Annotated in this window: 10 protein-coding genes; 6 read left to right on the forward strand and 4 right to left on the reverse strand. The window is 67.0% G+C overall.

Annotated elements, in window-relative coordinates; translation table 11 throughout:
- Positions 1-67 precede the first annotated feature (67 nt).
- Both CSC94_RS04160 and CSC94_RS04165 read right to left on the reverse strand, forming a co-directional pair.
- Complete coding sequence (locus tag CSC94_RS04160) at positions 68-1,828, reverse strand: hydantoinase B/oxoprolinase family protein (RefSeq protein WP_099304127.1); 1,761 nt, start codon at positions 1,826-1,828, stop codon at positions 68-70.
- Positions 1,818-3,881 (reverse strand): hydantoinase/oxoprolinase family protein, encoded by a 2,064-nt coding sequence (locus CSC94_RS04165; RefSeq protein ID WP_099304129.1) that lies wholly within the window; start codon positions 3,879-3,881, stop codon positions 1,818-1,820. Before CSC94_RS04165 ends, CSC94_RS04160 begins: the two co-directional genes overlap by 11 nt.
- 147 nt (positions 3,882-4,028) lie before the next feature.
- On the opposite strand from CSC94_RS04165, the gene CSC94_RS04170 reads away from it, so the two are divergent.
- The 6 genes from CSC94_RS04170 (at position 4,029) to CSC94_RS04195 (ending at position 10,090) form a co-directional block, all read left to right on the forward strand.
- Positions 4,029-5,381 carry a hypothetical protein gene (locus tag CSC94_RS04170; protein ID WP_099304131.1) on the forward strand — a complete coding sequence of 451 codons (1,353 nt, stop codon included), beginning with the start codon at positions 4,029-4,031 and terminating at the stop codon, positions 5,379-5,381.
- Positions 5,382-5,474: 93 nt separating this feature from the next.
- Positions 5,475-6,779: an ABC transporter substrate-binding protein gene (locus CSC94_RS04175; RefSeq protein WP_099304133.1), complete on the forward strand. Its 1,305-nt coding sequence runs from the start codon at positions 5,475-5,477 to the stop codon at positions 6,777-6,779.
- Positions 6,780-6,860: 81 nt separating this feature from the next.
- Positions 6,861-7,742 carry a branched-chain amino acid ABC transporter permease gene (locus CSC94_RS04180; RefSeq protein ID WP_099304135.1) on the forward strand — a complete coding sequence of 294 codons (882 nt, stop codon included), beginning with the start codon at positions 6,861-6,863 and terminating at the stop codon, positions 7,740-7,742.
- Positions 7,739-8,683 carry a branched-chain amino acid ABC transporter permease gene (locus tag CSC94_RS04185; protein ID WP_099304137.1) on the forward strand — a complete coding sequence of 315 codons (945 nt, stop codon included), beginning with the start codon at positions 7,739-7,741 and terminating at the stop codon, positions 8,681-8,683. The genes CSC94_RS04180 and CSC94_RS04185 overlap by 4 nt, the downstream gene beginning before the upstream one ends.
- Positions 8,671-9,402 (forward strand): ABC transporter ATP-binding protein, encoded by a 732-nt coding sequence (locus CSC94_RS04190; RefSeq protein ID WP_099304139.1) that lies wholly within the window; start codon positions 8,671-8,673, stop codon positions 9,400-9,402. The genes CSC94_RS04185 and CSC94_RS04190 overlap by 13 nt, the downstream gene beginning before the upstream one ends.
- Entirely contained in the window at positions 9,395-10,090 is a 696-nt protein-coding gene (locus tag CSC94_RS04195) for an ABC transporter ATP-binding protein (protein ID WP_099304141.1), read from the forward strand. The genes CSC94_RS04190 and CSC94_RS04195 overlap by 8 nt, the downstream gene beginning before the upstream one ends.
- Before the next feature lie 8 nt (positions 10,091-10,098).
- On the opposite strand, the gene pncA is transcribed toward CSC94_RS04195, so the two are convergent.
- Both pncA and CSC94_RS04205 read right to left on the reverse strand, forming a co-directional pair.
- Positions 10,099-10,725: a bifunctional nicotinamidase/pyrazinamidase gene (pncA, locus tag CSC94_RS04200; protein ID WP_165784314.1), complete on the reverse strand. Its 627-nt coding sequence runs from the start codon at positions 10,723-10,725 to the stop codon at positions 10,099-10,101.
- 37 nt (positions 10,726-10,762) lie between these two features.
- Positions 10,763-11,200 (reverse strand): MarR family winged helix-turn-helix transcriptional regulator, encoded by a 438-nt coding sequence (locus CSC94_RS04205; RefSeq protein WP_099304143.1) that lies wholly within the window; start codon positions 11,198-11,200, stop codon positions 10,763-10,765.
- Between the last annotated feature and the right edge of the window lie 85 nt (positions 11,201-11,285).

Raw genomic sequence — 11,285 nt, forward strand, 5'->3', positions numbered from 1 at the left:
TGTTGCCCGGGGTATAGGCAAGGCCGCGTTGTCGCGCAACGCCTTGCGCGCGCCGCGATGTCGACGCTCAGGCCTCCTGCCGGCCGGTCATCGAGCGGCGCAGCCGTTCCGTGGCCTCGACATCGACCGTAACTCCACCGGGCGTGAGCACGACCCCGAACAGGCGGTGCGCCTCGTCCACCGTGTAGCGCTCCAGGCGCACATCCTCGGCCACGGCCAGCGGGTCGCGCGTCAGAGGATCGCCATAACCGCCGCCGCCCGGCGTGCGGACGTGGACCCGGTCGCCCGGCGCCAGCGGGATATCCTGTTCCTTGGAGCGGTGCTCCGGCGTGTGGGGCACACCCGACCGCCAGACGGTCACCTCGTTGACCGCGCCGTCCGCACCGCCCAGTGCACCCTGCGGCCCGAAACGGCCATGATCCATGACGAAGGAGGCGCGGCCGCTGCCGGCCCTCAGTTCCAGTTCGTAGTCGAGCCCGAAACCGCCGCGGTGACGCCCTGCCCCACCCGATCCCTCGCGCAGGGCGTAGTGGCGGTAGAGAACAGGAAACGCCTGTTCCATGATCTCGACCGGCGGGGCCTTGGAAATGCCGATGGTGGAACAGCCGTTGGTCAGGCCGTCATGGTCGCCATTGCCACCATAGCCGCCGCCGGAAAGCTGGTACATGACGAAGTCGCGGCCCTTGGCCGGATCGTGTCCGCCGAGGGCGAAATTGCCCGATGTTCCGGCCGGCGCAGCCGTCACGCGATCCGGCAAGGCCTCGACGAGCGCTGCGAAGACAGCCTCGGCGATCCGCTGCGAAACCTCGGCAGCGCAGCCGGAGACGGGGCGCGGATAATGCGCATCCAGGAAAGTGCCCTCGTAGCCGGTCACCGCAAGCGGCTCGAAGGCGCCGGCCGAGATCGGCACTTCCGGGAAGATATGGCGCATGGCGAGATAGACGGAGGACAGCGTGGTCGCCAGCACGGAATTCATCGGCCCGGCGCAGGGCGGCGAGGAGCCGGCAAAGTCGAAGGTCAGCGCCTTGTCGCGCTTGGTGATCCGCAGGCGGATGGCCAGCGGTTCGTTGACGACGCCGTCACTGTCCACCCAGGCCACCGAGGCATAGTCGCCGTCCGGGATCCGCTGGATCAGGGTTCGCATCTGCCCGGCGGCGCGTGCGCGCAATTCGTCGATTGCCTCGCGCACCGTGTCGTCGCCGTATCGGTCGAGCAGTTCGCCCAACCGGTCGGCTCCGACCTGGAGCGCGGCGGCCTGCGCCCTGACGTCGCCGATCCGCTGGTCGGCGACGCGGATGTTGGAGCAGATGATGGCATAGATTTCCGGATCGAGCGTGCCCTGCTTGAACAGGCGGACGGGCGGCAGGCGCAGGCCTTCCTGTTCGACCGCCGTGGCCGAGGCGGAGAAGCCGCCCGGCACGGCCCCGCCGGTATCCGGCCAGTGGCCGGTGTTTGAGAGCCAGCAGAAGATCGCGCCATCGCGGTAGAAGGGCATGGCGAAGCGCACGTCCATCAGGTGCGTGCCGCCAAGGTAGGGGTCGTTGACGATGTAGATATCGCCGGGCGATGGCCTGGCGGCGCGGCCGTCCGCGATCATCTCGACCAGCGTGCGCGTGGAATACTGCATCGTGCCGACGAAGACCGGAAGGCCGCCTGCCCCCTGCGCGATCAGCGAACCGTCACTGGCCGCGTAAATGCCGTCGGAGCGGTCGTTGGCCTCGGCGATGACCGGCGAAAAGGCGGCGCGGGAGAAGGCCAGGTCCATCTCGTCGCAGACCTGCTGCAGGCCGGCCTGGATCACCGAAAGCGTGACGGGATCAATCGGCATCGCGTCCTCCCACCGTGACGTTGATGTTGCCGTGCTCATCGCCGGAGGCCCGGTCTCCCGGCTCCACCAGGATGGTCGTGTCCATCTGCTGGATGACGGCCGGTCCGTCCATGTCGAAGAGCAGCGGCAGGTGATCGCGCCAGTAGACCGGCGTATCGTGCCAGCCGTCGTCGAACCAGACGGGGCGGGAGCCGGTCGACGCCTCCGCGACCGACTGCCGGCGGCCTTCCGGATCGATCAGGGCGGAGAGGTCAAGCGGCGGGCGAACGCCGATGACCGAGACGTTGATGTTGACGAGCACCGCGCGGATCTCGGGCAGATGCACCTTGAACCGCTTGAAATAGGCTTCCTCGAACAGGCGCTGGATCGTGTCGCGGTCCGGCGCCGCGCCCGGCAAGGCGACCCGCAGCAAGTGCGTCTGGCCGGCGAACTGCATGTCGGCGGAAACGAGATGACGGATGGTGCTGAGCTCCACCCGCTCCTTGGCGATCAGGGCCTCGCCCTCGGCCATGCGTTCGGCGACAAGGCGATGCAACGCGGCCATGTCGAGGCTGGCGACGGGGCCGTTGATGGTGTTGACGAAGTCGTGACGCAGGTCGGCCACCACGCATCCAAGCGCATTGGTGATGCCGGGACGCGGTGGTACGAGGACACGCGGGATGGACAGTTCGCGCGCCAGCGCCGAGGCGTGAAGGGGCCCGGCGCCGCCGAAGGCAAAGAGCGCGAAATCGCGCGGGTCGGCGCCCAGCGACACGGAGACCATGCGAATGGCGCCCGCCATCCTGGTGTTGGCCATGCGGATGACGGCGCCGGCCGCGCCGGTCGCGTCGAGGCCAAGCGGGCGCCCCAGCCGTTCTTCGAAGACGGCGGCGACATGGTCGATCGAAACGCCGCCTTCCACGGATTTCAGCCGCGAGGGGTCGAGCCGGCCGAGAAGCAGGTTGGCGTCGGAGATCGTGGGATCGGTGCCGCCGCGCCCGTAGCAGATCGGCCCCGGCACGGCACCGGCGCTCATCGGTCCCACTTCCAGCAGGCCTGCGGCGTTGACGCGGGCGATGGAGCCGCCACCGGCGCCCACGGTGCGCACGTCCACCATGGGCACGTGGATGGGCATGGCGTATTCGATCTCGATCTCGGCGGAGACCGGCGGTTCGCCGCCCCGGATCAGCGCGACGTCGGTGGATGTCCCGCCCATGTCATAGGTGACGAGGTTGGCGATCCCTGCCCTGAGCCCGGTGTAGGCCGCAGCCTTCACGCCGGACGCAGGCCCGGACATGACCGTCTTTGCCGCCTCGCGGGCGACCAGGCGGGACGATACCATGCCGCCGTTGCCATTCATGACCAGGACGTCGCCGCCGTAACCCCGGCGCTCCAGTTCGTCGCGCAAGCGGCGCACGTAGCGTTCCAGCAACGGCTGGACCGACGCATTCACAGCCGCGGTCACGCCACGTTCGAACTCGCGCGCTTCCGAGAGTATCTCGTGGCCAAGCGTGACGTGATCGTTCGGCCAGATGGCGCGGACGATGGCGCCCGCGCGCCGCTCATGCCCGGGATTGGCATAGGCATGGAGGAAATGGATGACGACGGAATCGCACCCGGCCGCCAAGAGGCGCCGCGCGGCCTGTTCCACCTCGCCCTCGTCGAGGTTCACGACAACCTCGCCCGCGGCATCCATGCGCTCGGTCACTTCCACGCGCAGGTCGCGCGGGATGATGGGCCGGAATTCGCCCTTCATGCCGTAGGCCTGCGGCCGGGTCCGGCGCCCGAGTTCCAGGACGTCACGGAAGCCGCGCGTGGTGATCAGGCCGGTTTTCGCCAGCTTGCGTTCCAGCACCGCGTTGGTGGTCGTCGTCGTGCCGTGAACGATCAGGCCCAGCGACTCGAGAACGGCACCGGCCTCCTCCAGCGCGGCCAGTACGCCGAACGCCTGGTTATCGAGCGTGCTCGGAACTTTTGCCAGACGCACCGAGCCGTCGTCCTGGTCGAGAAGCACCAGGTCGGTGAATGTTCCGCCGACATCGATCCCGGCAATCCGGACACCCGGTCTATCCATGCACGCCACCGCAAATTGTTCGTATGCAAATGAACGCGCAATCCCCTTGCCTTGTCAACGCGAAGAGGGTGCAATACCCGCGTCATAAGGAGGGGTGCGGGCGCTGCCATGACGCGAGCCAGGGCATATCAAGCAGCGGGACTGGCCTTGGCGGCGCTTGGCCCCGGCGTGACGCCGGCATGGGCACATGTGTCGGAGGGCGGGCTGATCCTGCTGCTGCCGACCGGCGTCTACATCACGTCGGGAGTCGCGGCCGTCGTCCTGACGATCCTTGCGCTGCTGCTCCTGCCGCGCGGCGTGACGGGTGCGCTGTTCGCCAGCCTGCGCCTGCCGCTTTCCGCCATCGAGGGGCTGCGGACAGCGACCCGGCTGCTGGCGCTTGCCCTGCTCCTTGCCCTGGTTGCCGCCGGCTTTCTCGGCACCCGCGATCCACTGGAAAATCCGCTACCGCTGATGCTCTGGACGGTTTGGTGGATCATGCTCGCCTTCCTGCAGGCGCTCGTGGGTGATCTCTGGCGCTGGATCAATCCGTTCGCGGGCGTTGCCTGGCTCGTCGGGCGCGCCGGGCGGCGCAACGGTATCGCGAGGCTGCCGGAACACTTCGGCATGCTGCCTGCCATCGGTCTCTACCTTTGCTTCGCGATCTTCTACCTTGCCGATATCGCGCCGGACGACCCGGACCGGCTGGCCGCGGTGGTGAGCGGCTATCTCGCCTTCACGGCGGCCATGATGGTCATTTTCGGCCCGGATACCTGGCTGGAGCGTGGCGAATTCGTTTCCGTTCTGATGGGCCTGCTTGCGCGGGTGGCACCACTCGCCCGCCGTGAGGACGGGTTGCGGCTCGGCCTCTGGGGCCATGCCATCGCGCACGGGCGGGCGCTGCCGGCGACGTTGTGCCTCCTGATCCTGATGATCATGGCGACCGGGTCCTTCGACGGCATCAACGAGACCTTCGCCTGGCTCGGCTTCATCGGTGTCAACCCGCTGGAATTTCCCGGCCGCTCGGCCGTCTGGCTGTCAACCGTGCTGGGTCTCCTGGCCACCATGGCGGTCTTCGTGGCGGTGTTTGCCGCCGCGATCCGGTCCGGCGTGTGGCTGGCCGGAGAGACCGACCGTTTCGGCGAGGCGTTCCGGCGCCAGGCGCCGGCGATCCTGCCGATCGCGGCGGGCTACCACCTGGCCCACTACCTCTCGGTGGTGCTCGTCAACGGCCAGTATGTGCTGGAAATGCTGACCCATGCCTTTCACGAGCACGGCGCGCAGGACGAGGTGACCACCGGCTTCCTCAATGCCACCGACACGGTGCGTGTGCTGTTCCTGACCCAGGCAGGCGCCGTCGTTGCCGGCCACGTCATCGCCATCATGGCCGCGCACGCGATCGCGCTTTCCATGTTTCCCTCCAACCGCAAGGCGCTCGCATCGCAGCTTCCCCTTATCGCGGTCATGATTGCCTTCACCCTGTTCGGGCTGTGGCTGCTGGCGACGCCGCGCGGGGCCTGAGCGGAACCGTTTGAAAAGGCTGGACTCCGTGCCTGACCTTGCGCAAGGTTACCGCCGACGGGACTTGGCGCCCGCCTTCCAGAGGAGAACGTGATGACGACCAATGACAAGAAAGACCTGCTTGCCACGCGCCGCGACATCCTGAAAGGCGCAGCCGCCGGCGCTGGCGCGCTGGCCGCGACGAGCGCCCTGCCCGGCTTCGTCCGCTACGCGCAGGCGCAGTCCTCCGAGCCGATCAAGATCGGTTTCCAGGTTCATCGCACCGGCATCGGCGCGGCCTACGGACGCTGGTACGACCGCGTGACGACGGCGGCCGCCAAGCTGATCAACGACGGCGGCGGCATCAACGGCCGCCCGGTCGAGATCATCGCCGAGGACGATGGCACCGATCCCAAGCGCGGCGCGGAAGTGGTGGAGAAATTCGCCAGCCAACACAAGTGCGACATCGCCTACGGAACGCTGTTCTCCCACGTCGTCATGGGCTCGGCGCCCCGCGCCGGCGAACTCAAGATTCCCTATTTCGTGGTCTCCGAGGGCCATCACGTCGCCTCCGGCGCCCTCAACCGCTACACGCTGCAGCCCGGCATCTGCGACGTGAAGAGCCAGGTGAAGTCGATGGCGCCCTTCGTGACGCAGAACCTCGGCAAGAAGGTCACGATGATCTTCCCCGACTATGCCTTCGGTCACGATCACCGCGACTTCTTCTCCGCCGCCGTCGAGGCGAATGGCGGGCAGATCATCGAGAAGATCGCCATTCCGCCGACGGAAACCTCGTTTACCCGCTATTTCCCGAAGATCCCGCGCGAGACCGAGGTTATCTACCACGTCATGGTCGGACCGGCGGTGCTGACCTTCGTCAAGGAAATGGGCGAGTTCTACGGGCCGAACAAGCCGCAGATCTTCGGCTTCATCGACAGCCTGGAAGCGGTCGACCTGAACAGTCCCGGGCTGGAATTCCTCGACGGCACCTATTTCTGGGAAGGCATGCCGCGCTACGCCCAGGCCGACCAGACGCCCTACGACAAGTTCTACCGCGACCATGTCGGCGTGGACGGCAACGGGGCATCGACGGCCGATGCGAAGGACGTGTCGACCTATGCCCACATGTTCGGCTGCTGGGAAACGCTGTTCGTCATCAAGGCCGGCATGGAAGCCGCCGGTTACCAGGGGACCGGCGACCGGACCAAGCTGATCGAGGCGGTCGAAGCCATGACCGACATGGCGCAGTCGAACGAGCATCCGCAGGGTGCCAAGCGGTTCAACGGCAAGACGCACCAGGTCTTCGGACCGCAGTACATCTCCAAGGTGGAAGGCGGAAAGCTGGTGGTGCAGCACCAGACCAGCATCGAGGACGGCCTGTACGACGACGAGGTCGACTACACCACGCAGGCGCTCTGAGCGCACAAACGGGGGATAGCGACGGGGATCAGCACCGCGCCGGCTTGATTTGCGGAGCCGGCGCGGTCCACCTTCCTGACCATGGATTTCGGGCCTTACCTCTTTCTCGCCTCGCTTGAAGGCGCCGTCACCGCGGCGGTCCTGGCCCTCACGGCGGCCGGCCTGTCGCTGGTCTTCGGCATCATGCGCGTGGTCAATGTCGCCCACGGCGAATTCTTCATGCTGGGCGCGGTGATCGCCTGGTGGGTGGCGTCGCTGGCCGGGGGCCACCCGGCAGTCGGGTTCGTGCTGGCGCTCGTCATCGCACCGCTGATCGTGGCCGCCATTGCCGCGCTGGCCGACTTCCTGGTGCTCAAGCGCGTGCAATACGACCCGGAACGCACCATCGTGGCGACGATCGGCCTGCTCTACATCATCCAGCAGACCGTGCTGATGACCTACGGACCGGAAGCCCGGCCGGTCGAGGCACCGTTCAACCACCGGATCTATTTCCCGTGGTTCGGCTATTCCACCTACAAGTTCTTCGTCATCGGCGCGGCCATCGCGCTGCTGCTGGGCCTCTGGCTGGTGATGACGCGCACGCGGCTCGGCATCGTGCTGCGCGCTACGCAGCTCGACCGGGAGACGGCGCTCGCCTTCGCCATTCCCGTCGAGCGGGTGTACGCGCTGACCTTCGGACTGGGGGCCGGCCTGGCCGCGCTCGGCGCGGTGCTCGTCGTGCCCATCCAGCAGGCGCACTACCTGATGGGCGGCGATCCGCTGCTCCTTTCCTTCATCGTGGTCATCATCGGCGGGCTCGGCAGCCTGGCCGGCACCGTTGTCGCCGCCGTGCTGATCGGCATGAGCGACGGCATCATCTCGGTGTTCTTCTCACCGACGCTGGCCAAGATCATCGCGACGCTGGCCGTGGCACTCGTGCTGGTATTCCGGCCGCAGGGCCTGTTCGGGAAGGCGGCGCGATGACCCCGACGGCCAAGGCCTTCCTGCTGCATGGCGGCCTCGTGCTGGCGCTGGTCGCCGGGCATTTCATCCTGCCGGAATACCACCAGGGGAACCTGGCACGCATCATGGCCCTGGCCGTCTATGCCATGGGCTACAACGTGCTGTTCGGCTATTCCGGCCTGCTCAGCCTCGGCCACGCGATGTTCTTTTCCGCCGGCATGTACGGCATGGGCCTGTCCGTCCAGCACCTCGGCTTCGGTGCCGGGCCGGCCTTCGTCTGCGGCATACTCGCAGGCGTGGTGCTGGCCACGGCGGTGGGAGTGCTGGCGCTCAGGACGACCGGCGTCGCCTTCATGATCGTCACGCTGATGTTTTCCCAGGCGGTCTTCCTGACCATCCTCTATTTCACGCCATGGACGCGCGGCGATGAAGGCTTCGTCATCCAGCCGGTCGACCGCATGCTGTTCGGCATCGACCTGTCGGACGCCACCTACCGCTATTTCGCCGCGCTGGTGCTGTTTGCAATCGTGATGCTGGCAACGTCCCGGCTCATCCAGGCGCCGTTCGGCCGCGTGCTCATCGCCATTCGCGAGAACGAGGAACGCACGCGCATGCTGGGCTACGACGTGTACCGCCACAAGCTCGGTGCCGTCATCCTGTCGGGAACGATCTCGGCCGTCTCCGGAGCGGCCTACGGGCTGCTGTTCGGTTACGTGGGCGCCAGCTTCGCCTCGGTGCAATATTCCATCCTGCCGCTGCTGTGGGTGCTCCTGGGCGGCGCGGGCACCATCGTCGGCCCCTTCCTCGGCACGCTGTTCATGTTCTACCTCATCGACCTGACGAGCAGCATCACCACGGCCTACATGCTGCTTGCCGGTGCCGCGCTGGTACTGCTGACCCTGTTCGCGCCCGAGGGGCTTGCAGGCTCGTTCCGCAGGAGGCTCGCGCCATGGCTGCCGTGACGCCGCTGCTGTCGACCCGCGGCCTGTCGAAAAGCTTCGGCGGGTTGCGCGCCGTGCACGCCGTCGACTTCGACCTGCCGGAGGGCCAGATCCGGGCGCTGATCGGCCCGAACGGCGCCGGCAAGACCACTTTCGTCTCGCTTCTTTGCGGGAGGATCACGGCAGACGAGGGCAACGTGCACTTTGCCGGGCGCGACGTAACGGCCCTGCCCGCCCACAGGCGCATCCAGGCGGGCATGGCCTACACGTTCCAGATCACCTCGGTCTTTCCCCGGCTCAGCCTGCACGAGAACATCGCGCTGGCGGCGCGGCGTCGGCTCGGCCACGATCGCGAGGGCGTCCGCGCGGCAGTTGGCCATGCGCTGGACATGGTGGGCCTGGCAGGCCGTGCCAACCAGCTGGCCGGCGACCTGTCCTATGGCCACCAGCGGCTGGTCGAGATCGCCATGGGGCTTGCCCAGGCACCGCGCCTGCTGATTCTCGACGAACCGACCCAGGGCCTTTCCGACAGCGAGATCTCGGAATTCAATGCGCTGATCCGGTCGATCGCGTCGGAGACGACGGTGCTTCTCATCGAGCACAACATGCAGGTCGTGATGGAACTGGCTGAATTCATTACGGTGCTGAATTTCGGCGAAGTGCTTGCCGAGGGCGAGCCCGAGGCGATCCGGCGCAATCCGGCGGTGCAGGAAGCCTACCTGGGGACGGCCCATGCTTGAACTCGACGGCATCCAGGCCGCCTATGGCGCGGCGCCGGTCCTGCACGGCGTTTCCTTTTCCGTCGCCCGTGGCGAGATCCTCTGCTTGCTGGGCCGCAACGGGGCCGGAAAGACCTCGACGATGAAGGCGATCATGGGGTTGCTGCCGCTCACCGCCGGCACCATCCGGCTGGACGGCGAGGAGATTTCCCGGCTGCCGGCGCACGAGGTGCCGAAGCGCGGCATCGGCTACATTCCGCAGGGACGGCGGCTGTTTTCCGAACTGACGGTCGCGGAAAACCTCGAGGTCGGCCTGATGGTTCGCGGCCATGGCGCGGAGACACGCGCGCGCGTGCTGACCATGTTCCCGCGATTGCGCGAGCGCTTCCGCCAGCGGGCCGGCACGCTGTCCGGCGGCGAACAGCAGATGCTGGCCACCGCGCGTGCGCTTTGCATCGAACCCTCGGTGCTGCTGCTCGACGAACCCACCGAGGGTCTGCAACCGTCGATGATCGACCTGATCCGCGACGTCATCACGGGCATGAAGGCGGAGAACGTCGCCGTTGCGCTCGTCGAGCAGCGTGTCGATGCGGTCCTGGCCATCGCGGACCGGGTGGCGTTTCTCGAGAACGGCCGCATCCGCGACGTGCTCGATGCCGACGTCCTGAGAGCCGACCACAGCCTCGTCGAACGGTACGTCGGCGTCTGAGGGGGCCGTCAGAGGTCCGAACTTGCGACCAGCCGTACGCCTTTTGCCCGCATGTCGTCCATGGCGGCGGCGAGCGATCCGTCCATGTCGATGGCGCGGCAGGCGTCAGTGACAAGCGTGGCGGAAAATCCGTCTCGAACGGCATCGATAGCGGAATAGTAGACGCAGAAATCCGTCGCCAGCCCCGTGAGCACGACATCCGTCACGCCACGGTCGCGCAGGTAGCCGGCGAGGCCGGTCCTCGTCGTCTTGTCGTTCTCGTAGAAAGCGGAATAGCTGTCGATGGCGGCACGGAAGCCCTTGCGGATGACGAGATCGGCGGGGTCCGTCTTCAGGCCGGGATGGAAGGCCGCGCCGCTGGAGCCCTGCACGCAATGCACCGGCCAGAGAACCTGCGGTCCGTAGGGCATCCCGGTCATCGAGAACGGCTCGGCGCCGCCGTGGTTGGCGGCAAAGGAGGCGTGGTCGGCGGGATGCCAGTCCTGGGTCAGCACCCGCACGGAAAAGCGGTCCTGCAGCGCGTTGACGAGCGGCACGACAGCGTCGCCATCGGCCACCGCGAGGGCGCCGCCCGGACAGAAATCGTTCTGGATGTCGATCATCAGCAATGCGGTTGCGTTTCCCGTCGATGCCATTTCGCTTTTCTCCGTTTTTCCTGGCCGCAGCCTGTTTTCACGTGATCCTGGCGAGCAGGTCCAGCAACTGGCGGCGTTCCTGGTCCTCCAGCGGGGCCAGGGTCTCCTCGGTGATGGCCGTCGCGGTACCGAGGCTTTCGGTGACGAGGGCGCGTCCCTCGCCGGTCAGGTCGACAATCAGGCGCCGGCGGTCATCGGGATCTGCCGTGCTTTGCAGCAGGTTCCTCTCGCGCAGCCGGTCGATCACGCCCTTGATCGTCGCCGCATCCATGGCGGTCTGCCGCCCGAGATCGGCCTGTGACAGGGGTCCGCATTCGAGCAGCTTGGCCAGAGCCGCGAACTGCGTCGGCGTCAGGCTCGACAGGCCGGCAGAAAAGATGGCGAGATGACGCTGGTTCGCCTTGCGCAACAGGAAGCCGACCTGCGCATCCAGCCGGTACCGTCCCTTGCCATCCTGCTCCGCCACAACGTCCATCCTCTTTCGGGCTCTGTCTGCGGGATCATTGCGGTTGACACCTCCCGGGCGCAAGAGCAAAATCCGTTTGCATACAAATGATAAG

Origin of the sequence: Zhengella mangrovi, assembly GCF_002727065.1 — a bacterium.
Classification (GTDB): domain Bacteria; phylum Pseudomonadota; class Alphaproteobacteria; order Rhizobiales; family Rhizobiaceae; genus Zhengella; species Zhengella mangrovi.

Bases quoted from the DNA above. Each gene is read 5' to 3' on its own strand.
- CSC94_RS04160 (WP_099304127.1), bottom strand. From the start codon at position 1,828: ATGCCGATTGATCCCGTCACGCTTTCGGTGATCCAGGCCGGCCTGCAG.
- CSC94_RS04165 (WP_099304129.1), bottom strand. From the start codon at position 3,881: ATGGATAGACCGGGTGTCCGGATTGCCGGGATCGATGTCGGCGGAACA.
- CSC94_RS04175 (WP_099304133.1), top strand. From the start codon at position 5,475: ATGACGACCAATGACAAGAAAGACCTGCTTGCCACGCGCCGCGACATC.
- CSC94_RS04180 (WP_099304135.1), top strand. From the start codon at position 6,861: ATGGATTTCGGGCCTTACCTCTTTCTCGCCTCGCTTGAAGGCGCCGTC.
- CSC94_RS04185 (WP_099304137.1), top strand. From the start codon at position 7,739: ATGACCCCGACGGCCAAGGCCTTCCTGCTGCATGGCGGCCTCGTGCTG.
- CSC94_RS04190 (WP_099304139.1), top strand. From the start codon at position 8,671: ATGGCTGCCGTGACGCCGCTGCTGTCGACCCGCGGCCTGTCGAAAAGC.
- CSC94_RS04195 (WP_099304141.1), top strand. From the start codon at position 9,395: ATGCTTGAACTCGACGGCATCCAGGCCGCCTATGGCGCGGCGCCGGTC.
- pncA (WP_165784314.1), bottom strand. From the start codon at position 10,725: ATGGCATCGACGGGAAACGCAACCGCATTGCTGATGATCGACATCCAG.
- CSC94_RS04205 (WP_099304143.1), bottom strand. From the start codon at position 11,200: ATGGACGTTGTGGCGGAGCAGGATGGCAAGGGACGGTACCGGCTGGAT.